The 26,764-nt window shown below is 69.1% G+C and carries 23 protein-coding genes; 8 read left to right on the top strand and 15 right to left on the bottom strand.

Annotation, left to right across the window (positions count from 1 at the left end):
* Window positions 1-7: 7 nt before the first annotated feature.
* Genes VHAB30_RS13190 through imuA form a run of 3 tightly spaced genes read right to left on the bottom strand, consistent with a single transcriptional unit; the run spans window position 8 to window position 5,475 of the window.
* Entirely contained in the window at window positions 8-3,373 is a 3,366-nt protein-coding gene (locus VHAB30_RS13190) for an error-prone DNA polymerase (RefSeq protein WP_159277309.1), read from the bottom strand.
* Window positions 3,366-4,709 carry a Y-family DNA polymerase gene (locus tag VHAB30_RS13195; RefSeq protein WP_159277310.1) on the bottom strand — a complete coding sequence of 448 codons (1,344 nt, stop codon included), beginning with the start codon at window positions 4,707-4,709 and terminating at the stop codon, window positions 3,366-3,368. Before VHAB30_RS13195 ends, VHAB30_RS13190 begins: the two co-directional genes overlap by 8 nt.
* The gene (gene imuA, locus VHAB30_RS13200; RefSeq protein WP_159277311.1) at window positions 4,678-5,475 is read right to left on the bottom strand and encodes a translesion DNA synthesis-associated protein ImuA; all 798 of its coding nucleotides are present in this window, start codon (window positions 5,473-5,475) and stop codon (window positions 4,678-4,680) included. The genes VHAB30_RS13195 and imuA overlap by 32 nt, the downstream gene beginning before the upstream one ends.
* A 111-nt stretch (window positions 5,476-5,586) precedes the next feature.
* Between imuA and VHAB30_RS13205 the strand changes: the two genes are divergently transcribed.
* Both VHAB30_RS13205 and VHAB30_RS13210 read left to right on the top strand, forming a co-directional pair.
* Complete coding sequence (locus VHAB30_RS13205) at window positions 5,587-6,714, top strand: ABC transporter substrate-binding protein (RefSeq protein WP_159277312.1); 1,128 nt, start codon at window positions 5,587-5,589, stop codon at window positions 6,712-6,714.
* A gap of 77 nt (window positions 6,715-6,791) precedes the next feature.
* Window positions 6,792-7,712 carry an aldo/keto reductase gene (locus tag VHAB30_RS13210; RefSeq protein ID WP_390903994.1) on the top strand — a complete coding sequence of 307 codons (921 nt, stop codon included), beginning with the start codon at window positions 6,792-6,794 and terminating at the stop codon, window positions 7,710-7,712.
* Here the strand turns inward: VHAB30_RS13210 and VHAB30_RS13215 are convergent.
* The 7 genes from VHAB30_RS13215 to VHAB30_RS13245 all read right to left on the bottom strand — a co-directional run bounded on the left by VHAB30_RS13215 (window position 7,699) and on the right by VHAB30_RS13245 (window position 15,807).
* Window positions 7,699-8,661, bottom strand: a complete 963-nt coding sequence (locus VHAB30_RS13215; protein ID WP_159277313.1) for a Bug family tripartite tricarboxylate transporter substrate binding protein — start codon at window positions 8,659-8,661, stop codon at window positions 7,699-7,701. The two genes, VHAB30_RS13210 and VHAB30_RS13215, sit on opposite strands and share 14 nt — an antisense overlap.
* 14 nt (window positions 8,662-8,675) lie before the next feature.
* Window positions 8,676-9,803: a porin gene (locus VHAB30_RS13220; RefSeq protein ID WP_159277314.1), complete on the bottom strand. Its 1,128-nt coding sequence runs from the start codon at window positions 9,801-9,803 to the stop codon at window positions 8,676-8,678.
* Window positions 9,804-9,916: 113 nt separating this feature from the next.
* Window positions 9,917-11,617, bottom strand: coding sequence for a dihydroxy-acid dehydratase (gene ilvD / locus VHAB30_RS13225; RefSeq protein ID WP_159277315.1), 1,701 nt, complete (start codon window positions 11,615-11,617; stop codon window positions 9,917-9,919).
* Entirely contained in the window at window positions 11,614-12,075 is a 462-nt protein-coding gene (locus VHAB30_RS13230; RefSeq protein WP_159277316.1) for an aconitase X swivel domain-containing protein, read from the bottom strand. Before VHAB30_RS13230 ends, ilvD begins: the two co-directional genes overlap by 4 nt.
* A complete protein-coding gene (locus VHAB30_RS13235) occupies window positions 12,072-13,367 on the bottom strand; it encodes an aconitase X (RefSeq protein WP_159277317.1) in 1,296 nt (431 codons plus the stop codon). Before VHAB30_RS13235 ends, VHAB30_RS13230 begins: the two co-directional genes overlap by 4 nt.
* Before the next feature lie 53 nt (window positions 13,368-13,420).
* Complete coding sequence (locus tag VHAB30_RS13240) at window positions 13,421-14,263, bottom strand: IclR family transcriptional regulator (RefSeq protein ID WP_159277318.1); 843 nt, start codon at window positions 14,261-14,263, stop codon at window positions 13,421-13,423.
* An 89-nt stretch (window positions 14,264-14,352) separates the two neighbouring features.
* A complete protein-coding gene (locus VHAB30_RS13245) occupies window positions 14,353-15,807 on the bottom strand; it encodes an FAD-dependent oxidoreductase (protein ID WP_159277319.1) in 1,455 nt (484 codons plus the stop codon).
* A 166-nt stretch (window positions 15,808-15,973) separates the two neighbouring features.
* Between VHAB30_RS13245 and VHAB30_RS13250 the strand changes: the two genes are divergently transcribed.
* Window positions 15,974-16,969 carry a Bug family tripartite tricarboxylate transporter substrate binding protein gene (locus VHAB30_RS13250; RefSeq protein WP_159277320.1) on the top strand — a complete coding sequence of 332 codons (996 nt, stop codon included), beginning with the start codon at window positions 15,974-15,976 and terminating at the stop codon, window positions 16,967-16,969.
* Window positions 16,966-17,970, top strand: a complete 1,005-nt coding sequence (locus tag VHAB30_RS13255) for a Bug family tripartite tricarboxylate transporter substrate binding protein (RefSeq protein ID WP_159277321.1) — start codon at window positions 16,966-16,968, stop codon at window positions 17,968-17,970. Before VHAB30_RS13250 ends, VHAB30_RS13255 begins: the two co-directional genes overlap by 4 nt.
* A gap of 16 nt (window positions 17,971-17,986) precedes the next feature.
* On the opposite strand, the gene VHAB30_RS13260 is transcribed toward VHAB30_RS13255, so the two are convergent.
* Together VHAB30_RS13260 and VHAB30_RS13265 are read right to left on the bottom strand one after the other, a co-directional pair.
* Window positions 17,987-18,865, bottom strand: coding sequence for an alpha/beta fold hydrolase (locus VHAB30_RS13260; RefSeq protein WP_159277322.1), 879 nt, complete (start codon window positions 18,863-18,865; stop codon window positions 17,987-17,989).
* A 28-nt stretch (window positions 18,866-18,893) separates the two neighbouring features.
* Complete coding sequence (locus VHAB30_RS13265; protein WP_159277323.1) at window positions 18,894-19,721, bottom strand: DODA-type extradiol aromatic ring-opening family dioxygenase; 828 nt, start codon at window positions 19,719-19,721, stop codon at window positions 18,894-18,896.
* Between the two features lie 100 nt (window positions 19,722-19,821).
* Between VHAB30_RS13265 and VHAB30_RS13270 the strand changes: the two genes are divergently transcribed.
* Window positions 19,822-20,757, top strand: coding sequence for a LysR family transcriptional regulator (locus VHAB30_RS13270; RefSeq protein WP_159277324.1), 936 nt, complete (start codon window positions 19,822-19,824; stop codon window positions 20,755-20,757).
* Between the two features lie 49 nt (window positions 20,758-20,806).
* Window positions 20,807-22,708, top strand: coding sequence for an ABC transporter ATP-binding protein (locus VHAB30_RS13275; protein WP_159277325.1), 1,902 nt, complete (start codon window positions 20,807-20,809; stop codon window positions 22,706-22,708).
* A 109-nt stretch (window positions 22,709-22,817) separates the two neighbouring features.
* Here VHAB30_RS13275 and VHAB30_RS13280 read toward each other — a convergent pair whose 3' ends face one another.
* Complete coding sequence (locus VHAB30_RS13280; protein WP_159277326.1) at window positions 22,818-23,246, bottom strand: VOC family protein; 429 nt, start codon at window positions 23,244-23,246, stop codon at window positions 22,818-22,820.
* Between the two features lie 85 nt (window positions 23,247-23,331).
* Here VHAB30_RS13280 and VHAB30_RS13285 point away from each other — a divergent pair, with 85 nt between their 5' ends.
* Window positions 23,332-23,925, top strand: a complete 594-nt coding sequence (locus VHAB30_RS13285; protein ID WP_159277327.1) for a TetR/AcrR family transcriptional regulator — start codon at window positions 23,332-23,334, stop codon at window positions 23,923-23,925.
* On the opposite strand, the gene tssF is transcribed toward VHAB30_RS13285, so the two are convergent.
* Window positions 23,922-25,802 (bottom strand): type VI secretion system baseplate subunit TssF, encoded by a 1,881-nt coding sequence (gene tssF, locus VHAB30_RS13290; protein ID WP_095744941.1) that lies wholly within the window; start codon window positions 25,800-25,802, stop codon window positions 23,922-23,924. The genes VHAB30_RS13285 and tssF overlap by 4 nt on opposite strands.
* A 62-nt stretch (window positions 25,803-25,864) precedes the next feature.
* A complete protein-coding gene (gene tssE / locus VHAB30_RS13295) occupies window positions 25,865-26,455 on the bottom strand; it encodes a type VI secretion system baseplate subunit TssE (protein ID WP_083258999.1) in 591 nt (196 codons plus the stop codon).
* Between tssE and VHAB30_RS13300 the strand changes: the two genes are divergently transcribed.
* Window positions 26,454-26,759, top strand: a complete 306-nt coding sequence (locus VHAB30_RS13300; RefSeq protein ID WP_159277328.1) for a hypothetical protein — start codon at window positions 26,454-26,456, stop codon at window positions 26,757-26,759. The two genes, tssE and VHAB30_RS13300, sit on opposite strands and share 2 nt — an antisense overlap.
* Window positions 26,760-26,764: the final 5 nt, after the last annotated feature.

Genomic DNA, 26,764 nt, shown 5'->3' on the forward strand with positions numbered 1-26,764 from the left:
CAATGCCTCAGTGGAAGTCGCGGCTGGTGTTGCTCTGTGCCAGCCGGCCCAGCAGCGGCGTGAGGTCCTTGAAGCCCGTGGCGATCAGGTGCTGCACCTTGCCGCCGCTGTCATCGTCGCGCTGCCAGGTGCCCTGCACCGCGAGCAGGTGCGACTTGAGCAGCGGCTCGCGCCAGGCCTCGATGACGTGGCTCCACACGATCACGTTGACGTTGCCGGTCTCGTCCTCCAGCGTGACGAAGATGGTGCCGTTGGCGGTGCCGGGCCGCTGCCGGCCCTTGACGATGCCGCAGGCGCGCACGGTCTGGCCGCTGCGCGCGGCGCGCAGTTCCACCGCGCTCAGGAGATTCATGCGCGCCAGGCGCGGGCGCAGCAGCGCGAGCGGATGGCGGCGCAGCGTGAGGCCCAGCGCCGCGTAGTCGCCGACGATTTCCTCGCCCTCGGGCGCGGCCGGCAGGAGCAGCGCCTGTTCGTGGATCGGCACGCCCTTGAGCAGGGCCGACGAGCGGTGCTGCGCGGTGGCGTCCCACACCTGCTGGCGCCGATGGCCCGAGAGCGACATCAGCGCATCGGCCGCCGCGAGCGCGGCCATGTCCTTGCCTTCGAGCTCGGCGCGCAGGGCCAAGTCTTCGGTGCTGGTGAAAGGCGCTTGCGCGCGCGCTGCGAGCAAACGCCTGGCGCCGGCGTCGCTGAGGCCCAGGACCCGGTTCAGGCCCAGCCGCACCGCCGGCTGGTTCTCGTTGCCCAGGCGCTCGGCGTAGCGCGTGTCGGTGCCTGGCGGCATGCGCGGCGCATCGGATGCGCGGGCTTCGAGCGTGGTGTCGATCTCGCTGCACGTGACATCGACCGGCCGCACCTCAACGCCATGGCGGCGCGCGTCCTGCACCAGCTGCGAAGGGCTGTAGAAGCCCATCGGCTGCGAGTCGAGCAAGGCGGCGAGGAAGCAGGCGGGTTCGTAGTTCTTGAGCCAGCTGCTGATAGTGACCAGCAGCGCGAAGCTCGCGGCGTGGCTTTCGGGGAAGCCGTAGTCGCCGAAGCCCATGATCTGCTTGAAGATGGCTTCGGCGAAGGCCTCCTTGTAGCCGTTTCCGGTCATGCCTTTGACGAGCTTTTCGTGAAACTTCCCGAGACCGCCCTTGCGCTTCCATGCCGCCATGGCGCGGCGCAGTTGGTCGGCTTCGTCGGCCGTGAACTTCGCTGCGATCATCGCGATCTGCATCACCTGCTCCTGGAAGATCGGAATGCCCAGCGTGCGTTCCAGCGCCTCGCGCAACTCGTCTTTCTCGTAGTGGATCGGCAAGCCCTTGAGCACCCGCTCACGCTGCTTGAGGTACGGATGCACCATGCCACCTTGAATGGGCCCGGGCCGCACGATCGCGACCTCGATCACCAGGTCTTCATAAGTGCGCGGCTTCAGGCGCGGCAGCATCGACATCTGCGCCCGGCTCTCGATCTGGAACACGCCGATGGTGTCGGCGTCGCAGATCATGTCGAACACGTTCTGGTCGTCGTTGGGGATGTGATGCATCTCCACCATCGAGCCCCGCCAGCGGTTCATGTGGTCAAGCCCGCGCCGAATCGCACTGAGCATGCCCAGCGCGAGCACGTCGACCTTGAGCATGCCCATGGCCTCGAGGTCGTCCTTTTCCCACTGGATGACAGAGCGGTCTTTCATCGACGCCTTCTCGACCGGCACCAGCCGCGTGAGCTTGGTGTGCGTGAGCACGAAGCCGCCCACGTGCTGGCTCAGGTGGCGCGGAAAGCCCTTGAGCCGCTGCGTCATCTCGATCCATTGCACCAGCTTGAGCCTGTCTTCCTTCACGCCGACGCGCGCGGCGGCCTTGTCGAGCTGTTCGCCGAGCGCGGTGTCGTCGAACCAGTAGTGGTCCTTGGCGAACTCGTCGACCAATCGCTCGTCGATGCCGATGGCCTTGCCGACGTCGCGCAAGGCGCTGCGCGAGCGGTAGCAGATGACGACGGCGGCGATGGCGGCGCGCTCGCGGCCGTACTTTTCGTAGATGTACTGGATGACTTCTTCGCGCCGCTGGTGCTCGAAGTCGACGTCAATGTCGGGTGGCTCCTTGCGATGGCGGCTCAGGAAGCGCTCGAACAGCAAGTGGCCCTTTTCGGGGTTGATCGCGGTGATGCCGAGGCAATAGCAAACCGCCGAGTTGGCCGACGAGCCGCGGCCCTGGCAGAGGATGTTCTTCGACTTGGCAAATCGCACGATGTCTTCCACCGTGAGAAAGAACATCTCGTATTCGAGCTCAAGGATGAGGCTCAGCTCTTTCTGCACTTGGCGGCAGACAGCCTCGGGAATGCCCGAGGCATATCTTTCGAGCGGGTATTGCTTGAGTGCCCCCTCCCACGTCTTGCGCACCAGCGTCTGCGCCGCCGTCTCGCTTCTGCCCACGGTCTCCAGCGGGTACTTGTAGGTCTCGCGGATCACCTCAGGATCGAAGCGGCACCGCTGCGCCACCGCCAGCGTGTTCGCCAGCATCGCGGGCAGGTACAGCTCGGCCAGCCGCACCCGCTGCCGCAGGTGCCGCTCCGCATTCGACTGCAGCGCAAAGCCGCACTCGGCGACGGTCTTGCCCTCGCGCACGGCCGTCAACACGTCGTGCAGCGGCTTGCAGGCACGCACGTGCATGTGCACGTCGCCGGCCGCCACGAGCGGCACGCCCGTCTGCTCGCCCGCCTGCATCAGCGTGACGAACCACAGGTCGTCGTCGAACTCGTTGAACAGCTCCACGGCCAGCCAGAGGCTGTCGCCGTACAGCGCCTTGGCCGCTGCCAGGTCTTCCTGCAAGGAGGCTGCATCCGGCATACCACCCGGCGGACGGTGCGGCACGAAGAGCACCTGGCAGTCCTGCAGCGAAGCCACGTCGCTGCCCTCCCAGCTCACGCGGTACTCGCCCTTGGGCAGCTCGGTGTTGCGCGCGGCGGTGATGAACTCGCAGAGGTTGCCCCAGCCTTCGGTGTCGTTCGCGATCACCACGAGCTTGAAGCGCTCGAAGCGGAACTCGCTGCCGAACAGCAGGCGGAATTCGGGGTGGCGCGGGATCGGCGACTCGTCCGGGTGCTCGCGCTCGTAGGTGTCCAGCTTGGCGGGCAGGTCGCGCAACGCGACATGCGCGCGCACGATGCCGGCCACCGAGCATTCGTCGGTGATGGCCAGCGCCGCGTAGCCGAGGTGGTAGGCGCGCTCGACCACCTCTTCGGGCGTCGATGCGCCGCGCTGGAAGCTGAAGTTCGTGAGGCAGTGCAGCTCGGCATAGCCGGGCAGGCCCGGCGCCGGGCGCAGCCGCTGCGGCAGCACATGCACCTTGGCGGGCTGGCGCTTGCGCTCTTCCTTGCCGCTCAGGTCAGGCATAGAAGCCTTGCAGGTACCAGCGCACCTCGCCCGAAGAAAAGCGCGTGGCGGGCCGCTCGCGAAAGATCCACACCAGGCCGGCCTCGGGGCTTTCGGCCACGTAGTAGTCGCGCATCGCGGGCTGGCCGCCGTCTTCCTCGCCGCCCCACCAGCCGGCCTCGACGCGCTGCGGCCCGACCAGCTTGCGCAGCGGCCCGCAGTAGCACGGGCGCTCGCCGTCCATCTCGAGCCGCAAGGGCTCGGGCAGCAGCCAGGGCGGGTAGATCGCATCGGGCTGCGAGGCGGCGTTCTTGCGGGCCTTGTCGGGTACCGGCGTTTTCTCTTTCTGCAACGCGGGCCGCCACCGCTGCTGGCGCTCGGGCCGGTGGTCGGCCTGCGCGAGCGGCACCACCACCTGGTCGGCGCCGAGCCGCACGCTGAGCCGTTCGACCATCTCGTGCAGCTTGTCGCCCTTGCGGTTGTCTTCCGGCAGGAAGCTGGTGCTGGCGCCGGCCAGCGGATCGGTTTCGAGCGTGCGCAGCTTCAGCCAGCTCGCGGGCGCGGCCAGCGTGGTGAGCGCGAGTTTTTCGGACAGCAGGCGGCGCAGGTGCGCCATGTCCTGCGTGGGCTCTGCCGTGCGCACGGTGAGTTGCTGGTGCGGCGGCAGGGTCACGCCGTTGAGGCGCCGCAGGTCGAGCGTCCATTGCAGCTCGAGCGCACGCGCGCCGCGCTGGCAGGCGCGCAGCCAGATCTGCAGCGCCGACAGCAGGCGGTTGGCCGACCACATGAGTTCGGGCCCGGTCTCGGCCAGCGCGGGCAGTTCGAGCTTCTGCTCGAACACGTCGGGCAGCGTGAGCCAGGCGTGGGTTTCGGGGCGCAGGCCCCAGGCGATGTCGAGCGCCTCGCGCAGCCCGGCGCCGAAGCGCCGCGCCAGCCCGCCGCGCGGCAGCGCCGCCACCTCGCCCCAGGTGCGGCAGCCCAGGCGCGCGAGCAGATCGAGGTGGCCCTGCGCGGCCGTCAGCGTGTCCAGCGGCAGGCCGGCCGGCACCTCGGCGGGCCGGTGCTCGTTGCGCGCGAACAGGCGCAACCGCGCCAGCGCGATCAGGCTGGTGGCGCCCTGCGCGCCGCGCATGCGCGCGTCGGGCGCGGGGTTGAGGGCCAGCAGCTGGCGCATCAGCGGCGCGCGACCGCCCCACAGGCGTTCGCAGGCCGAGACCTCGAGCATCAGCGCCTCGTCCTGCCAGGCGACGTGCGGCGTGAACTGCAGCGCCCACCAGCCCAGGGCTTCGGGCGGAGGCATGTCGGGGGCGTCGGCTTCTTCGGACTCAGACGACCACTGCAAGGCGATCCAGTGCATCCGGGCCTCCTTTCCATGCGTCGATGCGCACCACCGTGGCCGACGGCGCCGCGGCCGGCGCCACGGGCGGCTGCAGGCGCAGCTGGCGCCGCACGCGGGCGGCGGCCAGCAGCGCGCTCATGCGGGCATTGCGCGCCGGCACCCGCACCGGCGCGGCCAGCGGCGGGCCCCGGCGCTTGAGCAGGTGCAGCGCGATCTGCGCCGGATCGTCCGCGCAGCGTTCGGCACGCAGGCGCAGCCGCGCGGGCGAGGCCGACAGCGCCACCGACTCGGGCCGGCACACGAACAGCAGCACCTCGTGCTGTGCGGCGGCCAGCTGCAGCCGCCGTAGCTCGCCCACGCGGGCCTGCGGCAGCCAGGCGACGACGGCGGCGATCTCGGCGCAGCGCAGCGCCTGCTCGCAGGCCCACAGGCGCGCGGCCGGGGCGTCGCTGCGCACGCACATCAGCGCCTCCACCGGCAAGCCCTGCGCCGCCAGCGCGGTGCCGCAGGGTTCGTAGGGCGCGCCGACCAGCACCACCGGCCCGCCGCGCGCTTCCACGGCCTGCGCCAGCGCGGGCAGCAGCAGGCGCCAGACATGGGCTTCGGGCGTGGCCTGCAGCAGCTCCGTCATCGCGCCCACGGGCCAGCCGCCGCCGGGCAGCTCGGCGTCGAGCGCGGCATGCCCGGTGGCCACGACCTGCGCGTCGGCCAGGCCGAGTTCGTCGGCGTGCCAGACGCCGCGGCCCGCGGCGGTGGAAAAGGAGTCGAGGAAAGGGAGGCCCATGATTGCAGTTGTTAACTGTATTTTTATACAGTATTCCCCGGGTCGCAACCAGCGATCGATTTACCTGCGAAGGCCCGCGCCTTAAGATCGGTTTATTAACAATTAGTGACCATGAGACACAAAAAGATTCACCTGCGGTTTCTGGCCCTCGCCGCCCTCGTCTTCGCAGGGGCGCCTGCCTCGGCCCAGCCCGCCAAGCCGCTCCTGATCGGCCAGACCTACGTGCAGACCGGCCCGCTCGCGTCGCTGTCGACCGAGCCGCTGGTGGGCATCCGTGCCATGTTCACCGCGCTGAACGCGAGCGGCGGCGTCAACGGCCGCCCGGTCGAGCTGCGCCAGCTCGACGACGCCTACGACCCCGCCAAGGGCGCAGAAAACGTCAAGACCTTCGCGCGCGACGGCGCCGTGGGCGTGCTGATGCCCATCGGCACCTCGTCGGCGGTCGGTGCGCTGAAGGCGGCCAACGAGCTGAAGATTCCCGTCGTCGGCCCCTACACGGGCGCGGGTCCGGTGGTGAAGTTCAGCGAGTTCGGCTTTCCGGTGCGCATCAGCTTCGACGAGGAATACAGCCGCATCGTGAACCACCTGTTCACCATCGGCCTGTCGCGCATCGCCTTCGCGCACAACGACAACCCCGGCGCGCGCTCGGCGATGGAAAGCACGCAGAAGTTCATCGCCGAACGCGGCGACAAGATGGTCGGCAGCGTGGCCATCAAGAACGACGGCTCCGACGCGGCCGAGCGCGCCGCCGAGCTGGCCAAGCTCAAGCCCAAGGCCGTGGTGCTGTCGGCCACCAACGACGTGGCGGCGAAGTTCATCGCGGCCTACCGCGCGACCGGCGGCGAGACGGCCTTCTATTCGTTCTCCTTCCTGAATGGGCAAAAGCTCTTCCAGGACATCAGGAAGGATGCGGCCGGCGTGGTCATCTCGCAGGTCGTGCCCTACCCGTGGAACAGCGCGATGCCCGTCATCGCCGAGTACCAGGCGGCGATGAAGAAGATCGGCATGACCGAGTTCAGCTACGCGAGCCTGGAGGGCTACGTCACGGCCAAGGTCATGGTCGAAGGCCTGAAGCGCGCGGGCGCCAACCCGACGCCCGAGTCGCTGCAGAAGGGCCTGGAGTCGTTCAAGACGCTGGACCTCGGCGGCATCGCCGTGTCGTACCGGCCCGGCGAGCACCGCGGGCTGACCTTCTCCGAGCTCTCGATGCTCAAGGCCGACGGGCGCTACCTGCGCTGAGCCCTTCCGCCCGCCGGCATGGCGGGCGCAGAATTTCGTTCGTGACAACGCCCCTCACGAACGCACACCCTTACGCCCTGACGCGCGCCCGGTTGCTCCGACTGGGCGCAGCCCTGTGCGCGGGTGCCGCGCTCCCCTCCTTCGCCCAGCAGCAACCCGGCAGGCCCGCGATGCAGATGACCACCCGCCCCATTCCCTCCACGAAGGAAGCCCTGCCGGTCGTCGGCTGCGGCACCTGGATCGGCTTCGACCAGCGCCCCGGCACCGACGAATACAGGCGCCTGCCCGGCGTGCTCGATGCGCTCTTCGCGGCCGGCGGCACGGTGATCGACAGCTCGCCGATGTACGGCCGCTCCGAGGAAACCACCGGCGAACTGCTGGCCGCCGCGAAGCCGGGCGCCAGGCCCTTCCTCGCGACCAAGGTCTGGACCTCGGGCCGCGAAGCCGGCATCGCGCAGATGGAACAGTCGTTCACTCGGCTTCGCACGCAGCAGATCGACCTGATGCAGGTGCACAACCTCGTCGACTGGCGCACCCACCTCGCCACGCTGCGCGGCTGGAAAGACAAAGGCCGCGTGCGCTACATCGGCATCACCCACTACACCGCCTCGGCCTACGACGAGGTCGAGGCCGTGCTGCGCGCCGAGCAGCTCGACTTTGTGCAGATCAACTACTCGCTCGATGCGCGCGATGCCGAACAGCGCCTGCTGCCGCTCGCGGCCGAGCGCGGCGTGGCGGTGATCGTCAACATGCCCTTCGGCGGCGGTGGCCTGCTGCGGCGCCTGCGCGACAAGCCGCTGCCCGCCTGGGCCGGCGATATCGGCTGCACGAGCTGGGCACAGGTGCTGCTGAAGTTCGTGCTGAGCCATCCGGCCGTGACCTGCACGATCCCGGGCACGGGCCGCGCGGAGCACATGGCCGACAACGCCGCGGCCGGCGCCGGCACCTTCCCCGACGCCGCCTTCTGGCGCCGCGAGGCCTCTTCTATTCGAACTTGACGTTGTGCTCCCGCACGGTCGCGCCGAAGGCGTCGTACTGCGTGCGGAAGAACTCGGCGAACTTCGCGGGGCTCATGCCGTAGCCCTCGAAGCCCTGCTGCACCAGCTGCGCATGCACGTCGGGCCGCTTGAGCGTGTTCTGCAACTCCTGCGAGAGCCTGTCGGTGATCTCCTTCGGCAGCCCCGGCGGCCCGAAGAAGCCGGCCCAGGGCGTGATCGTGAGCTTGCCCAGCCCCAGCTCGCCGCCCGTCGGCACATCGGGCAGCAGGCCGCTGCGCTGCGGCAGCAACGTGACCAGCGCGCGGATGCGTCCCTCCTTCACGAAGCCCGGCGCCAGCGTGCCGGTGGTGAACATCATCTGGATCTGCCCGCCCAGCAGGTCGGTCATGGCCTGCATGTCGCCCTTGTAACGCGCGTTGACCACCTTGCGCTCGCCGAGCAACTGCAGCATCGCGAGCTCCGAGGCGCTGTTGCTCGATGCCGAATTGAGCGCCCCGGGCTTCGACGCCACAAGCGCCAGCAGCTCGTTCACGCTCTTCACCGGCAAGCCCGACGGCACCACGAGGAACATCGAGAACTGCCCTGCCGAGCTGATCGGCGTGAAGGCCTTGAACGGGTCGTAGGGCGAGGTCGGCCGCAGCGTGGGCGCGGCGACCATCGCGGTGTTGGTGCCCATCAGCAGCGTGTAGCCGTCGGGCTTGGCCGACGAGGTGGCCTGCGCCGCGAGCACGCCGTCGGCACCGGGGCGGTTCTCCACGATCACCTGCTGGCCGAGCTGTTTCGACAGCCCCTCCGCGATGATGCGCGTGAGCGAATCGGCGCCGCCGCCCGCGGCGAAGCCGACGATCAGCTTCAGCGGCTTGTTCGGGTACGCGTCGGCGCTCCAGGCCGCCGCGCCGGGCAGTGCCGTGGCGGCGAGGGCCGCGAGAGTCAAGGTTCTGCGTCGCATGAAAGCCTCCTTGTTCAGAAGAGGTGCCGCACGCCGAACTCCCAGCCCGACGAGCGCATCCCGCCCGCCGGCGCGCTGCCGCCGCTCACCACGTAGCGCGCCTGCCCGCTGTTCATCAGCCGCGCGTAGGTGCCGTACAGCGCGGTGCGCCGGGAGAGGTTGTGCACGTAGCCGATGCCGAACTGGCGCGCGTCGTCGCGGTTGCGCGGCATGCCGTTGGCGTTGCGCAGGCTTTCGTCGCTGCGGTCGTCCAGGTAGGCGTAGCTCACGCGAATGCGACCGACCTCGAAGGCCGGGATGTGCGCGCCGATCTCGACGGTGTTCTTGCGCACCGTGCCGGCCGCGAGCTTCACCGTCACCTTGTTGTAGAGCGCGAAGAACTTCGCGAAGCCCGCGTCCCACGAGCCGCCGATGTTGGCGTGCGTGTAGTTGCCGATGGTGGAGGTGGCGTTGAAGTGCGAGCGCGTCACGGCCGCGGCGATGTCGAACGCGCCCGAAGCAAAACCGAAGCGCGCGCCGCCGAAGTTGCCGTCGTCGCGGTTCGGCGCGGTGGAGTTGTTCTCGCCCGTGCCGACCATCGCCATGCCGTAGAAGCCGCCCAGCTTGGCCGGCAGCCAGTAGCTCACCGTGTTGCTGCCGGTGATGGCCGTGGGCAGCGGCCCGGTGCCCGCGCCCGCGAAGGTGAGGTTGCCCGCGCGCGCCACGCCGTTGGCGTTGAAGGGGTCGAAGTAGATGCTGTTGTAGTGCGTGGGAATGAAGTCGTGGCCCAGCCGCACTTCGCCCAGCGAATCGTGCGACAGGCTCACGAAGGACATGCGGTCGAAGGTGATCGGCCCCGCCGGGCCCGCGCCGCTCGTCTGGTTGTTGGTGTTGCTCGGCCGGCCGGTGCCCAGGTCGGGGTTCAGGCTGCCTTCGAGCCAGAAGCCTGCGCGCAGGCCCCCGCCCAGGTCTTCGGTGCCGCGAAAGCCGATGCGGCTGGTCGAGAGCCCGCCGTTCGACAGCGCCTTGATCGAGCCGCCGCCCTCGCCTTTCGTGTACTGGACGCCGAGGTCCATCACGCCGAACACGGTGACGCTGGATTGCGCGTGCGCCGCACCGCTGCTGGCCAGGCCAATGGCCGACCACATCAAAAGTCTCTTCATGGTTTCTTGTCTCCTGCTCTTTTCTTGGTTGAAAACTTGGATCGCGCGCAGGGCTGCGCCACCGGGTGCGCACGGGGGTGCGCACCGGTTGGCGAAGGCCGGGGGAAAAAGGTCTAGCTGGCGGGCTGCGGGCGCTCGGTGCGTACGAGCACGGCCCCCTTGGACAGCGGGCTCACGTTGCGCCGGTACTGCTGCAGCCAGCCGGTGTCGAAGGCCGGCTGCGGTGCCTGCCAGTCGGCGCGGCGCGCGGCGAGTTCGGCGTCAGTCAATGCGATGTCGAGGCGACGTTCGTCGAGGTCGATGGTGATCACGTCGCCGTCGCGCACCAACCCGAGCGGCCCGCCCAGTGCCGCCTCGGGCGACACCTCGGCCACCACGAGCCCCTTGCAGACCAGGCCCGAGAGATGCCCGTCGGTCAGCAGCGCGACCTGGTCGCCGAGCCCCGCGCCGTCGACCGCGAAGACCACGCGCGATGCGCCACCGCCCATGGCCGGTCCACCGCACGCGCCGGCGCCGCGCATCACGACCACCTGACCCGGCACGATCTCGTGGTTCTTGATCGCGGCGATGGCGGCGTCCGAGGTCCAGAAGCACACGGCCGGCCCGGTGAAGCGCCGCACCTTGCGCTCGGCGATGCCGGTCTTGATGAGGCCCGACTCGGGCGCGAGGTTGCCGCGCAAGAGCACGATGGCCGGCAGCGGCGCGACCGGGCGGTCGATGGGGCAGATCACCTCGGCGTCCATTACTTCGGCGTGGCGCAGGTTGTCGGCGACCGTGCCGCCGGTCACCGTGAGCGCGCCCGTGTCGAGCAAGGGCGCGAGCTGCTTCATCAGCGCACGGCAGCCGCCCGCCGCCTCGAAGGCCTCGATCGAATGCTCGCCGATGGGCCGCACGCCGGCCAGCACCGGCGTCGTCGGGCCCAGGCTCTCGAAGAGGCCGTACACGTCGACGCCGCACTCGCCTTCGGTCGATATCGCCTGCAGGTGCTTGGCCGTGTTGAGCGAACCGCCGACGGAGAGCACCGCCCGCACCGCGTTGGCGAAGGCGCCGGCCGAGAGAATGTCGCGCGGCTTCAGGTCGTCCAGCACCATCTGCACGATGCGCGTGCCGGCCGCGCGCACGTCGTCCATCATCTTCGGGCTCAGCGCGGCGACCGGCGCGCTGCCGGGCAAGGCCATGCCGAGCGCTTCGCACACGATGTGCATCGAGTTCGCCGTGCCCAGGCCCGAGCACACGCCCGGCCCGCGGATCGCCTCGCGGCTCATGCCCACGAGTTCTTCCACCGGCAGGTGGCCGGTGACCGCGTGCATCGCGCCGATGAACACCTCCTCGATGTCCATGTGCTTGCCGCGGTACTCGCCGCTGGGCTGGTAGCCGCAGGGCACGAGCAGCGTCGGGATGTTGAGTCGCGCGGCCGCCATGAGCTGCCCCGGCACCGTCTTGTCGCACGAGGTGAGGCAGACCATGCCGTCGAGCTGCGCGCCTTCGACCGCGACTTCGATGTCGTTGGTCACCAGGTCGCGCGCGCCGAGCATGTAGGCGCCGCGTGCGCCCGCGCCGGTGATGAAGTCGCTGGGTGCGGCGGTGCGGATCTCGAACGGCACGCCGCCCGCCGCGCGGATCGCCGCCTTGATCTCCGCCGCCACCTTGTCGAGGTGGCTGAAGCACGCGGCCAGCTCCGAGGAGCTGTTGACGATGGCGATCTTGGGCTTCTCGCAATCCTCTTCGGGAATGCCGAGCGCGCGCCAGTGCGCATTGCGCACCGACCAGAGGTACGAGCCGCGCGGGAAGTTGCTGCGCAGGGGGCGGGTCATGAACGGTCTCCGGTCTTGTGGTTGTTCTTCTTGGTGATCTCGATCACGCCGCGGTCGGCGTCCACGCGCACCCAGTCGCCGGTCTCGATGCATGCGAGCGGGTCGCACTCGAAGTCGGTCATCGAGGGCGAGTGCGTCACCACGGCACCGAGCGCCATCTTGGTCGTCATCTCGTTGAACAGGAACGCCGCGGGCGCGGAGTTCATGAGCCGCGTCATGTGGAACATGGCCGACCAGCCCGACGAGCCCTTGGCGCCCGGGAACACCAGCACCTTGCCCGCGAAGCTCTGGCCGCGCAGTTCGTGCCGCGTCTCGATGACGGTGCCGGTGCGCGGGTCGATGCCGCCCCAGCCCGAGATGCGGTCGCGCGTGACCAGCGCCTCGCCTTCCGCAACGCCGCCGACCACCTTGCGGCCACGGATCACGAGGGTTTGTTCGGTGATGACTGCGTCGCTCATGCGTAGGCTCCGTTCCAGCGACCGGTGCAAGCGGCGTCGATGCATTCGGCCGTGCTGCCGAACCACGCCTGCACGCCGAGGATGGCGGGCAGGTAGTGCGCCTGCTTGGCGGAATCGAGCGCCACGGTCTTCGTGCCCTTGGGCACGGCACGGCTCATGGCCGAGCAGCTGTCGGTCATGAGGATGCCGCCCGCGTCTTCGATGATCTTCGTGTAGCCGTTGCGGTCGGCCAGCGACTTGATGGCGCGCGGCGTGAAGATCCACAGCTCGCAATCGGGGTGTACCTTGCGCCCTTCGATGAGCTGCGCGGCCTCCCAGATCTGCTCGATGGTGTAGTGCGGGCAGCCCAGCATCACGTACTGGACTTCGCTGTCCTTGCCCGTCACGTTGATCTTTTCGTAAGTGGCGCGGCGCTCGGCCTCGCCGTAGCGCAGCACCTCGACGGGCGCCTTGCCGCCGAGCGCCTGCTCCAGCGTCAGCGCCTCGGGCGTGACGCCGGCGATGTGGTACATCTCCACGCCGCCCGAGGACGACGCGGCCGCGCCGAAGTGCTTGAGCCGCGGCAAATTCGGCACGCGCCCGATGCCGCGCCGGCTGTGCACCACCGGCACGCGCTCCTGCACGTGCTCGCCGATGTAGTAGCCGAGCAGGCCCCAGTCCTGCACCGACTCGACCTCGATGTCCAGCTCGATCACATGCGTGGCGCGGCGGTTCTCTTCGAGGTGGTAGCCCCAGTACGGAATGCGACCGGTGAGCATCGCCGCGCCCGTGCTCTCGCGGCCCTCGGTGTTGGTGCGCGCGCCGAGCACCGAGTTGCAATACACCACCGCCGACGATTCCATCCACGCGCAGTGCTCGCCGCGCGTCGGGATGTTGCCCACCTGGTAGGGCGTGCAGGTGTTCATGATCTGCGCGCCAAGGCCGGCCGCATGGCGCTCGCTCTTGTTGTAGAACTGGACGATCTCCTCGCTCACGCCCATGCGCTCGGGCTGGCCGGGGTCGAAGCCCAGCTGCAGGTGGCTCGTGAAGACCTTGAACTTGGGAATCTCGACCGTCTCCTGGCTGTCGAGGCTGAATTCGGAGAACACCGCGTCCATGCCGCCGCCCTTGGCGAGTGCGAAGTCGCGCTGGAAAGGCGTGGTCGAGGTGATGGTGGCGCAGACGTTGCGCGTCTCGACCAGTCGCTCGGCGCCGAGGGCTTCGCCATAGCGCATCAGCAGGTCCATCGCCTTCTGCACGGCCGGTCCGTCGCGGCCGTCGTACATGGCTTTTTCTTCATCGCTCAGGTGCATGACCTGTGTCTCCGTTCTTCTATGTCGTGGGGGATCGAACCCCGGCCGGGTTGCTAGCCCGGCAAGGGCGTGGGCACATGCCCGCCGATGTCGCGCGCAATGGTGAGCGCGATGTCGTGCAGGCGCGGTGCGAGTTCGTTGCGCAATCTGTCTTCGGTGAACACGAAGGCGGCGCCGCCGCCGTTGAGCGCCATCACCTCGCCGTCGGGGCCGATGAGCGGTACCGACACCGAGTTGATCTCGCGGTGGAATTCGCCGAGCGAGAGGCAGTAGCCCAGCCGCTTGGCCTCGCCGATGGCGCGCGTCATGGGCGCGGCGATGCCGTCCCACTCGGGGCCGCGCAGGAGGCGCATCGAATCGACCAGCTGGTTGCGCTGCGCATCGGGCAGCGCCGAGAGGTACGCGCGGCCGAGCGCCGAGTTCGGCAGCGGCGCGCGCGAGCCCACGTCCAGCCGCGCCGAGAGCATCGACGAGCGCGGGCGGCAGGCTTCGATCAGCACCATCTCCATGCCGTCGCGCACGGCGAGGTAGACCGAAGCACCGACCTCCTCCGCCATCGCCTGCATGCTGGGCCGCGCGGCGGCGCGCACATCGAGGCTGCCGAGGAACACGCGCGAGAGCGACACCACGCCCGGCCCGAGCATGAAGCGGTCGGGCGCCTGCGCGGGCTTGAGCATGCCCAGCGAGAGCAGCGTCGCGACCAACCGGTTGACCGTGGGGCGCGGAATGCCGGTGATGCGCGCGACGTCGGCGTGACCGAGCACCGGGCGCTCTTCGCTGAAGCAGCGCAGCACCGAGATGCCGCGCTCCAGCGCGCTCACGGTGTCGGAACGTTCGCCGCGCGCATCGGACGCATCGGCCGCGGAAAGAGAGCTGTCGTTTTTATCGGTGGACATGAAGGGACCCTTTGAACGCTTTGCAAGACTCTGCAATGTAGAGGCTCGCGAAAGGAGGTCGGCCGGGTTCATGGCGAAGAAGGTTGGGGTCAGGCGCTGGCTTCGGCCGCGACGGATGCCGCGCCCTGCCCGGCTTCGCCTCCGGCCCGCAGGTACACGCCCTGCGCCAGCAGCGCGGACTGCAGCGCGCCGGTATCGACGAAGCGCGGTGCGATGCCGCCGCGCGACGCCAGCGCCGCCGCCACGCCCGCGGCTTGGCCCGTGATCCAGCACTGCGGAATCTCGCGCATGAAACCGTGCGAGTTGCGGTCGCACGAGATGTGGCGGCCACAGGCCACGAGGCCGTCGAGCTGCTGCGGCACCAGCGCGCCATAGGGGATGGAGATGTTCGGGAATTTCGGCGACACCGCGGGCGTCACGCCGATCTCGTCCGCCAGCGCCACGCCGTCGGGCCACTGGCTGCGCAGCACCGCACCCACGCCGGTGAGGCGCCGCGCGTGGCGCACGCCGATCTGCGGCGCGCTCAGCATCAGGTAGGCGTCTTCGAAACCGGGCGCATGCGCCTTGAAGTAGTCGAGGTGCGCGGCCATGGCGCGGTGCGAGCGCACTTCGACGGCCGTGAGGTCGTCCACGTCGAGCGCCGAGTAGCCCGACTGGCGCGGCCCCATGAAGAGCGCCACGTCGTTGCGCCACGAGACGAAGGGCCGCTCGAAGAGGCCGAGCTGCTCGCGTCCGCGCGCCATGAAGCCGGCGAAGGCCTCGGGCTGGCCGGCCTTGAAATCGATCCAGCGGTTCATGTCCACGCCGCCGAAGAGCCACGAGGTGTTCATGCAGTGATGCACGTCGGCCTCTTCGATGTCGTTCACGAAGGCGGCGCCGGCGCGGGCGAACAGGTCGCCGTCGCCGGTGGCATCGACCACCACGTCGGCCATGATGGCCATGCGGCCTTCCTTGCTCTCGAAGACCACGCCCTTGACGGCGCCGTCCTGCACGATCGGAATGGCGGCCCACGAGTGGTAGATGAGCTTGACCTTGCGCTCCAGCACGATCTCCTGCGAGAGCAGCTTCAGGCGCTCGGGGTCGATGGTGGGCGACCAGGTGACGATGCCGTGGTAGGCGGCGGTGCGCTGCGACCAGTGCGCGGCCTTGGCCACGTCCTGCGAGCCCCAGTCCGCGCGCTGCGGGCCGGCGATGGCGTCGGCGGGCAGGCGGTCGAACAGCTCTTCGGCGAAGCCGCGGATCACCAGCTTGCCTTCCCAGTCGGTCATGCGGTCGATCCAGATCACGAGGCCGCCGGTCGACAAGCCGCCCAGGTGGTTGTAGCGCTCGAGCAGCGCCACGTCGGCGCCCGCACGGGCGGCGGCAGCGGCTGCGGCGGTGCCCGACGGCCCCCCGCCGACCACCAGCACGCCGCAGCGGTGATAGACCGGAATGTTCTTGCCGGGCTCGGCCCAGCTGCCGTGGTCAGGGCGCTTGACGCGGCTGTCGCGGTCGAAGATGTCGGAGGACAGGATGCGCTCGTCGGTGCGGACGACAGTTTTCATGGGATGGGTGTCTTGGATGGGCTGTTTCGTCGTATTTTGATTTCAATGTTCATTTTGTCAAACTCAAAAGCCATGAAATGGCCATTGTTCGGGGTATTCCCTAGTCAATATGGATTTTTATGACTTTCCAAATCAATATCAGGAGAACATTCCAACGGAGACATCGATGAAGAAACTCAACGGCACCCGCCGTGCGTTCGGCTCGGCGCTCGGCGCCGCGGCCTTGCTGGGCCTGGCGCCGCACGCGTTCGCACAGGACTTTCCGGCGCGCAACAAACCGATCCGCATCGTCGTGGGCTTCACCGCCGGCGGCGGCACCGATGCGCAGGCGCGCATCGTGGCGCAGAAGCTCGGCGAGGTGCTGGGCACCAGCGTGATCGTCGACAACAAGCCCGGCGCGAGCACCATGCTCGCGGCCAACGAGGTGTCGCGCGCCTTGCCCGACGGCTACACGCTGCTGTACGCGCCCTCTTCCACGATGGCGCAGAACCCGCACACCTTCGCGCAGGTGCCCTACGACCCGTTCAAGGACTTCACCGCCATCTCGATGGGCGGGCGCGGGCCGCTGGTGCTGTCGGTCAGCACCTCGGTGCCGGCCCACAACGTGAAGGAGCTGGTGGCCTACGTGAAGGCGAACCCCGGCAAGGTGAGCTACGCCTCGTTCGGCGCGGGCACCTCGTCGCACATCTACGGCGAGGCCTTCGTGAAGAAGACCGGCGTCGACGCGGTGCACATCCCCTACAAGGGCGGCTCGGACGCGGCCAAGGACCTGATCGGCGGACGCGTGCAGTACATGTTCGACTCGGCTTCGTCGGCCATCATCACCTCGGCCACGGGCAAGGTGAAGGTGCTGGCCATCGCGGCGAACGCGCGCATTCCGGCGCTGCCCGACGTGCCCACCTTCGCCGAACAAGGCTACGCCGGGCTGGACCTGCCGAGCTGGCTCGGCTTCTACGGGCCGGCACGCATGCCGGCGCCGGTGGTGGCCAGGCTCAACGCGGCGCTCACGCAGGTGCTGGCGATGCCGCAGGTGCGCGAGTTCTATCGCACGGGCGGCTACGAAGCGGGCGCGACCACGCCGGAAGAATTCGCTGGCATCACGCGCACGACCTACGAGCGCTGGGGCGCGATGGTGCAGCAGGTAGGCTTGGCCAAGCAATGAGCCCTTCTTCTTTCATCACCCGGCGCAGCGCGGCCGCATGGCTCGCGCTGGGCGCGATCGCCTTGCCGCTGTCTTCATTCGCCGCCTCACCTACGGACTTTCCGGTCAAGGGCCGCAGCATCCGCATCGTGCTCGGCCTGGCGGCCGGCGGTGCGTCCGACGCACAGGCGCGCTTCGTCGCCAACAAGCTCGGCGAGGTGCTGCAGACGCCGGTCATCGTGGAGAACCGGCCGGGCGCGAGCTTCATCCTCGCGACCGAGGAGGTGATCCGCGCGGCGCCCGACGGCTACACCTTCATGTACGCGCCCTCTTCCGTGGTCGCGCAGAACCCGCAGACGCTGGCACAGGTGCGCTACGACCCGTTCAAGGACCTGACGCCCATCTCGCTCGGTGCGCGCGGCCCGCTGGTGCTGACGGTGCACACCAGCGTGCCGGCGCGCAACGTGCAGGAGCTGGTGGCGTACATCAAGGCCAACCCGAGGAAGATGAGCTACGCCTCGTTCGGCACCGGCACCTCGTCGCACATCTACGGCGAGGCCTTCGCGCGGCAGGCCGGGCTGGACGTGGTGCACGTGCCCTACAAGGGCGGCGCCGATGCGGCGAAGGACTTCCTCGCGGGCCGCGTGCAGTACTACTTCGACGCGGCGCCCAACGCGATCCAGAACACGGCCACCGGCAAAGTGCGCATGCTCGCGGTGGCGGCGCCCAAGCGCAGCGCGATGCTGCCCGACGTGCCGACGATGAGCGAGCAAGGCGTGAGCGGCGTCGACATGGCGAGCTGGCTCGGCTTCTACGGCCCGGCGCGCATGCCGGCGCCGGTGGTCGCCAAGCTCAATGCCGCGCTGGCGCAGGTGCTGGCGATGCCGGCCACGCGCGACTTCTTCCGCCAGGGTGCGTACGAAGCCGAATCGTCGACCCCGCAGCAACTGGCCGACCTGACGCGCACGACCTACGACCAGTGGGCCGAGACCATCCGCAAGCTCGGCCTCACGAAGCAGTAACCGGTCGCGGCGAAGTTCAGCCGAAGAACTTCAGCAGCCGCGCATTGGTCTCGTCGGCGCGTTCGTACTGCACCCAGTGCCCCGCGCCGTCGATCACCACGCCTTCGCGGCCGGGGCCTTCGCTGGCCAGTTGCGCCACCAGCGGACGCGAGTCGGCGGTGACGTCGAACTCGCCCCACAACAGCAGCGTCGGCACGCCCAGCGTGTCGATCGCGGCCTGCAACCCGCCCGAAAGCGACACCTCCTTGCTGCGAAAGCGCGTGCCGTGGCACGAGAGGTCGTGGATCTCGAAGGCCAGCGGATCGATGGCGGCCGGCGCGTGCAGCATCAGCGCGCCCAGGTTGTGCATGAGCGCGGTGCGCTCGGTCTCGCGGTCGGGGGCGGCGCGCCAGTTGATCATCTCGACCGTCATGCGGCGCAAGGTGCCATGGCCGCCGCTGCCCATCAGCGCGAGCCGGCGGATGGCGCCGCGCCGCACCGCGAAGCGCGCGGCAGTGAGCCCGCCGAACGAGAAGCCGCCCAGGTCGATGGGCGTGCCGGCGTCGATGAGCGCATCGAGCGTGCCGCCGAGCGCGGCCAGAAGCGGCACCAGCGCGTCCTCGCCGGGCGCCACGCGCGGCAGCGCGTCAGAATCGTGAAAGCCGGGCATGTCGGGCAGGAGCAGCGTGCGCTGCGCCGACAGGGCTTCGGCATTGCGCAGCCAGTGCATCCAGCTGCCGTGGCCGCCGTGCAGCAGCACGATGGGCGGCTTCGTCGTGTCGGTGCCGAAGCGGCGCCAGCGCACGCGCACGCCGTCGTGCACCGGGTCGTGCGAGGTGGACAGGGCTTCGATGCGGGCAATCTGGCGCCGGGCTTCGGCGGATTCGTCGGGGGTGGGAAGAGCGGGCGTGGGCATGGCTTCATTCTGCCGCGCGCCCACAACCTCAGGCCGCGCCGAACCGGTAGCTCGACACCACGAGCCCGCCCATGAAGGCGTCCTCATGGTAGACGCGCTCGCCGACGTCGCCCTCGGCCGCGCCCACCGCGACCATCAGCGGAATCAGGTGCTCCTCGCGCGGGTGCGCCATGCGCGCCGACGGGGCCGAGGCCCAGTCCTGCAGGCGCTGCACGCGCGCCTGCGGCGTGGCCTGCACAGCCGTCTCGTCGAGCCAATCGCCGAAGGCCTTGGACACGCCGTGCGCCTGCGGGCCGAAGTTGCGCAGGTTGTGATAGCTCAGGCCGCTGCCGACGATGAGCACGTTCTCGTCGCGCAGCGGCGCGATGGCGCAGCCCAGCGCCAGATGTTCGGCCGGGTCGAGCCCGCGCCGCAGCGACAGCTGCACCACCGGCACGTCGGCGTTCGGGTAGATCGCGGCCATCGGCGAGAACATGCCGTGGTCGTAGCCGCGCTCGGGGTCGATCTGCGCCGGCAGGCCGGCGGCGGCGATCAGCGATTGCACGCGCTGCGCGAGTTCGGGCGAACCGGGCGAGGCGTAGCGCACCTCGTAGGTGTGGGCCGGGAAGCCGCCGTAGTCGTAGATCATGGGCGGGCGCGGGTTGCCCTGCACGGTGAACACGGGCGACTCCCAGTGCGCCGAGACCATGAGGATGGCGGCCGGCGTGCGGCCGATCTGGCGCGGCATGTCGGCCAGCGAGGCGGCGAGCTGGTCGTAGGTGGCGCCCATCTCCTTCTTCATCCAGGGCCAGGGGCCGCCGCCGTGCGAGATGAAGTACGTGGGCAGGCGCGAAAGCGTGGGGGTGTCGTGGGTCAAGTCGATGCTCCTTGAAGGCGTTGGATCGACTGTAGACATTTCCTTTCAGGAAATCGACAGGCTACGATGCATCGAATCCTTTCTTCACAGGAAATCATCGATGGACCGCATGACCAGCCTGCGCGTGTTCCGCGAGGTCGTCGAGGCCGGCAGTTTCGTGGCCGCGGCCGAGCGCCTGGGCCTGTCGGCGCCGATGGCCAGCAAGCACGTGGCGCAGCTCGAGAAATCGCTGGGCGCGCGGCTGCTGCACCGCTCCAGTCGCCACCTGAGCCTGACCGAGGCCGGCACCGCCTGGTACGAGCAGAGCCGCCGCGCACTCGACCTGCTCGACGCGGCCGAGGCCGCCATCGGCCAGACCAGCGACGCGCCGCGCGGCCAGCTCAAGGTGAGCGCGCCCGTGTGGTGCGCCACGCCGCGCTTTGCGCGCGTGCTGGCCGACTACCGCGCGGCGTACCCCGAAGTGCTGGTCGACATGCACCTGGAGAACCGCAAGGTCGATCTCGCGGCCGACGGCTACGACCTGGCCTTGCGCGCCACGCAGGAGCCCTCGCCCGCGCTCATCGCGCGGCCGCTGTGCCGCGTGCCCTTTCATCTTGCGGGCACGCCGGCCTACCTGAAGCGCCACGGCGCCCTGCCCGCGGTGCCGGCCGACCTCGCGAAGCTGGGCGCGATCGTGCCCAGCTACGTGAACCTGGACAACCTCGCGCTCAAGGGGCCGGGCGGGCGCATGTTTCCGCTGCGGCTCACGCCCGCGATGCGCTCGGACGACACCACGCTCACGCTGCACGCGGTGCGCGCCGACATGGGCATCGCCTACCTGCCCGTGTGGCTCATCGACGACGACCTGGCGCAAGGCCGGCTGGTGCGGCTGCTGCCCGCGTTCGAAGCCACGCCGGTCACGCTGTTCGCCGTGTACACGAGCCGGCAGTACATGTCGCCCAAGCTGCGAACTTTCATCGACTTCCTGAGCGCGCGGCTGGGGGGCATGGAAACAAAGGCAGCACGCGCCGACGACACCAAGACACGACGCAGCTGAAGGGTTGCTGAAGGCACCGGCCACGAACGCACCTTTTCGGGGCAAGGTCATGCATGCAGGGCTACATTCGAAGGCTCTGCTGGAGACCGATTCCTTGTTCCGCTTTTTCGAAAAACTCCTTCCCCCGTACCCCGCCGCCGAACCGACGCTGCCGCCCCAGGGCTTCTTTGCCTTCCTGTGGGCCTGCACGCACGGCGTGCGCGGCAAGATCGCCGCGATGGCGGTGCTCACGGCAGTGATGTCGACCTTCGAGGCCGCGCTGTTCGCGATCCTCGGACGCATCGTCGATTGGCTCGGCGGCCAGGTGCCGTCCAAGCTGTGGGCCGAGCGCGGCGACACGCTGCTGTGGCTGGCCGCGTTCCTGGTGATCAGCATCGGCGTGGTGGCGCTGCAGACCATCGTGAAGCACCAGACGCTGGCAGTGAACCTGCCGATGCGCCTGCGCTGGAACTTCCACCGCCTGATGCTGGGCCAGAGCATGGCCTTCTACCAGGATGAGTTCGCGGGCCGCATCACGGCCAAGGTGATGCAGACCGCGCTGGCCGTGCGCGAAACCGTGTTCGTGCTGGCCGACGTGCTCGTGGCCATGGGCGTGTACGTGGCCACGATGATCATCCTGGTGGGCGTGCTCGACGCGCAGCTGGTGTGGCCCTTCGTCATCTGGCTGGCGCTGTACATCGCCTCGCTGGTGTACTTCGTGCCGCGCCTGGGCAAGGTCGGCAAGGCGCAGGCCGACGCGCGCGCGCTCATGACCGGGCGCGTGACCGACGCCTACACCAACATCGCGACCGTCAAGCTGTTCTCGCACACGCAGCGCGAAGCCGGCTTTGCGCGCGACGCGATGCGCGAGTTCATGAAGACCGGCTACGGCCAGATGCGGCTGGTGAGCGCCTTCGAGATCGTCAACCACACGCTGAGCATGGGCCTCACGGCCGGCATGGCGGGCATGGCGCTGTGGCTGTGGTCGCACGGCACGGTGGGCGTGGGCGCGGTGGCCGCCGCCACGGCGATGGCGCTGCGGCTGCAGGGCATGTCGCACTGGATCATGTGGGAGATGACCAGCCTGTTCGAGAACATCGGCACGGTGCAGGACGGCATGAAGACGCTGTCGCGCCCGCGCACGGTGCTGGACGCGGTCGATGCCACGGTGCTCGACGTGCCGCACGGCGAAGTGCGCTTCGAGCAGGCGAGCTTCCGCTATGGCGACACAGGCCGCCGCGTGATCGACGACCTGAACCTCGTGGTCAAGCCCGGCGAGAAGATCGGCCTGGTCGGCCGTTCGGGCGCCGGCAAGTCGACGCTGGTGAACCTGCTGCTGCGCTTCCATGACCTGGAAAGCGGCCGCATCCTCATCGACGGACAGGACATCTCGAAGGTCACGCAGGATTCGCTGCGCATGCACATCGGCATGGTCACGCAAGACACCTCGCTGATGCACAGATCTGTGGCCGACAACATCGCCTACGGCCGGCCCGACGCCACGCTGGCGCAGATCGAAGCCGCCGCCAGGCGTGCCGAGGCGCACGACTTCATCCAGACGCTGGGCGATGCGGGCGGACGGCGCGGCTACGAGGCGCATGTGGGCGAGCGCGGCGTGAAGCTCTCGGGCGGCCAGCGCCAGCGCGTGGCCATCGCGCGCGTGATGCTGAAGGACGCGCCGATCCTGCTGCTCGACGAAGCCACGAGCGCGCTCGACTCCGAGGTCGAAGCCGCGATCCAGCAGAGCCTGTACACGCTGATGGAAGGCAAGACCGTGATCGCGATCGCGCACCGGCTCTCGACCATCGCCGCGATGGACCGGCTCATCGTGCTCGATGAAGGCCGCGTCGTCGAGGAAGGCGACCACCGCACGCTGATGGCCCAGGGCGGCCTGTATGCGCGGCTGTGGGCGCACCAGAGCGGCGGCTTCCTGGGCGACGGGCTGGAAGAAGACGAAGCCCTGCGCGCCTGAGCGGGGCTCCCTCGTGAACACCGCGGAACCGGCTTTGCCGGGCCGCAGGTGTTGCCCCCGGAAGGGGGTTGGCGCAGCGACACGAAGTGCGCGAAGCCTGGGGGAGAGCCTAGCTTGGCGACGTGCCGGCCTCGTACAGCGCGACGTATTCACCCGACGGCGGGATCGGCTTGATGATGTCGATCAGCACGCCGTTCGGGTCGCGCGTGATGAAGTGGCGCTGGCCGAAGGCCTCGTCGCGCAGCGACAGCAGGATCGGCAAGCCGGCCGCCTTCAGGCGCTCGTGCATCGCGTCGGGATCTTCCACCTCGAAGTTCAGCAGCAACCCGCCCGCCACCTGCCCGCGCGCTTCGGCGGGAATGGTCGTGTGGCTGCCGTCGAGCACGGCGAGGTTCACCGAGGCATCGTCCGCCAGCTGCAAGTGCACGTACCAGTCGGTCGTGAACAGCGACGCGAACCCGAAATGCGCCTGGTAGAAGGCCGCGGTGCCGGCCACGTCGTTGGTCATGATCACCGGGTAATAGCTCGTCACTTTCATGGGATGGCTCCTTCGTGGATAAAACGTACAAACTGCATGTAAGTTAAATATTAATCCACAAACAGACTGCATGTAAATTAGGGTCATGGCCAAAACCCCGGCACGCACCAACCGCGAACGCACCGAAACCACCCGCCTCGCGCTGACCGAGGCGGCCCGCACGCTCTTCGTCAGCAAGGGCTACGGCGACACCTCGACCCCCGAGATCGCCATGGCCGCCGGCATCACGCGCGGGGCGCTGTACCACCACTTCAACGACAAGCGCGACCTGTTCCGCCAGGTGCTGCTGCTCGAGGCGCAGGCGGTCGCGGCCGACATCGATGCCGCCACGCCCGACGAACTCGGCCCGCGCGAGGCCCTGCTCGTGGGCAGCGAGGCCTACCTGAAGGCGATGACGGTGCCGGGGCGCACCCGGCTGCTGCTGATCGACGGGCCCGCCGTGCTGGGCCTGGCGGAAATGATGTCGATGGACGACGCCACCTCGGCGAACTCGCTGCGCCAGGGGCTGGCGCGCGCCGGCATGGGCCGCGGCGAGGTGTCGCTCGACGCCCTCGCCCGCCTGCTGTCGGCCGCTTTCGACCGCGCGGCCCTGGAGATCGATGCCGGCGCCGATGCCGCCAAGGTGCGGGCGGCCATGCTGTGGCTGCTGGAGCAGGCGCTCCCGCCCCAAAGAAGCTAGACCGCGCCTCGCCCGCCCATGCGCACGGGCCACTTGGCGACGGTGCCGCGCTGCATCGATTCGAGCGTGGTCTGCGTGAACACGTTGATGCTCACGTGCCGCGCGAGGTAGTGCTCCAGCACCAGCCCCAGCAGGTACGGGCTCGTGCCCGAAAAGCCTTCTTCATCGACGCTCAGCGTGCATTGCACGCCGCGCCCGTAGATCAGCGGCCCCGCGCCCGGCAGGCGCCGCGTCACGGGTTCGATGCGCGAGCCGACGAGGCAGTCGATCTGCCGGCGCAGCACGTCGTTGTCGGCGGTGACGAACAGCCGCAGCATGTCGCGCAGCGCCTGCGCGCCCTCGCGGTGCGGCATGTCGGCCAGCGGCAGGTGGTTGAAGCCCAGCTGGCGGATCAGCCGCCACGCGATCTCGCGCTGCGCGAACGGCGACTTGGGCGTGCTCGGCGCACGGATGAGGCCCACGGCCGACACCGGGATCGAATCGGCCACCGCGAGGTCGGCCTGCCCGTTGCGCGGCACGAGGCACGGCAGGTCGCGGTTGGTGAGCATCGCCTTCACCGACAGGTAACGCAGGCTCTCGGGGTACGGCGCCTCCTGCTGGTCGACCAGCGACAGGAACACCTCGGTGCCGATGTACGGCGTGCGCGTGCCGTACTTGCGCGCCGTTTCGGACACCAGCCGCGGCTCGCGCCGCACCGAGAAGTAGCGGCCGTGGTTGCCCTCGTCTTCGTTGAGCGTCTGGTAGAGCGGGCGGAAGTCGATCTCGGCCGTGGTGCGCGCCTGCTGGCCAGCGATGCGCTGCACCGAATACACCTCGAAGTCCATCGGCCGCGAACGGTCGGGCACGAGGTGGAACTCGGTCTGCGCGCTGTCGAGTTCGATGCGGTCGGTGCGCCGCTCGAACAGGTTGACCACCGGCGTGCTGAACAGCGCGAACTGCGCCGCATCGACCAGCGCCCCCAGCGCGCCGGGCGGCTTGCTCAGCAGCACGACAATCTCGACCTCCTTGCCGGGAATGCGCGCCAGCCCCGGCGCGAGCTGCGTGAGCGTGAAGAAGTAGAAGCGCTCGGGGCACGCGAAGTACTCGTGCAGCAGGTTGTGGCCGTGGAAGGTGTTCCACGCCAGCGGCAGCAGGCCTTCGCCCGGCCCCAGCCCTTCGTGCACCAGCGCGCCTTCGGTCACGACGTGCGGCCGGTCCATCAGCTGGCCGGGCTCGCCGACGAAGGTGGCGACCGCCGAGGTGTGCAGCAGCTCGAACAGGTGCGACGCCACCTGCTCGTTGCCGCGCAGGTAGATCGGCAACCGGTCGAGCCCCGACAGTGCCGAGAAGCCCATCTCGCCCACGATGCGCAGCCGCAGGCGCAGTGCGCCCGTCACCTGCACGTGCGGCGGCACGTAGCGCTCCAGCGCCGGGATGTCGGGCGGCGCGCCGGTGAGCCGCGCCTCGGCGATCTCGAAGGGCCACAGCGTCACGTCCTGGCTGGAGCGGAACTCGCACGGCGTCTGCTCGCCCGCGGGCACGCGCGCATGGAAGGCCGTGCCGCGCGGCACCACGAAGCCGCGCGTGAAGTCCCCCTCCTTCACGCTGGGGTGCAGCTGCGCCACGGCCATCGACGGCGTGGGGCTCAGGTAGTTGGGGTACAGCACCTCGAGCAGGCGCTGCGTGAAGCGCGGAAATTCGGCGTCGAGCTTGATCTGCATGCGCGCCGACATGAAGCTGAACGACTCGATGAGCCGCTCCACGTACGGGTCGGCCACCTCGATGCCGTGCATGCCCAGGCGGCGGGCGATCTTGGGATGCGAGGCGGCGAACTCGCTCGCCGCCTCGCGCATGTAGACGAGTTCCCGGTTGTAGTACTCGAGGAGTTGCGGGTCCATGACGGTGAGCCTTCCCTGGCGTGGTTGAAGTAAAGGAGAAATGAAAAAGAGACAGACAGGCTTCAGTCCGCCGCGCCAACGATGCGCATGCGGTTGGTCTCGAGGTCGACCGCGCTTTGCACCGTGAAGGCCAGCGGGTACGGCTTCAGGTGGATGAGCGCGCGGATCTCGAACAGCAGCACGTTGTAGGCCTCGGCCGCGCCGTCTTCCTTCATGAGCGGCACCACCTGCACGCTGTCGGGAATCAGGCGCGGCTCGTAGTCGCGGATGGCGCGGCGGATGATGCGTTCGATGTCCGCCCACTTGCGCTCCGACAGGTAACTGCCGGCCAGCGGCGGCACGCCGTAGTTGACGGTGGAAGACGCTGCGTCGGCATGGCGCGTGCGATCGATCAGGTCTTCGGCGTTGGTGGTGTTGAACAGCAGGGCCAGGTCGCGCTGGATGATCTCGCGCATCCGGGCCGGCGTGGCCGTGTACTCGGACGGCAGCTCGGCGCTGCGGCCGGGCGCCTCGTCGCGCAGGCGGTCGAACAGCGTGGGCAGCAGCTGCGCGTTGACGCGCGGCGCGGCGGGTGCATCGGGCCCGCGGGGCGCGCGGGCGCCGGGGTGCGCGGGGTGGGAACCTGTGAACGGGGATTGCTCGGTGAGCCGCATGACCTGGCCTTTTCTGGAAGGGGCAGAGTCTTGCGTGGATGCCCGCCGCTCATTGCAAACAATGGTCACACAGCAGGCCGGGCGCGCACGCCCACGTCCACGCCCATCCCGGGCATTTTTCGCCGCCTGCGCGCTTCGCGAGTCCTACAGCACGCACCGTCCCTCGCCGACACCCGCGCGCCGGCCGGCGCCCGATGCTGGGTCATCGCCAACCACAAGGAGCCTTCGCGTGAATTCCATCATCTACATCGTCGGCCTGGTCGTGGTCGTCGTCGCCGTGCTGTCGTTCTTCGGCCTGCGCTGAAACCG

This window comes from Variovorax boronicumulans (assembly GCF_009811375.1).
Taxonomy (GTDB): Bacteria; Pseudomonadota; Gammaproteobacteria; order Burkholderiales; family Burkholderiaceae_C; genus Variovorax; species Variovorax boronicumulans.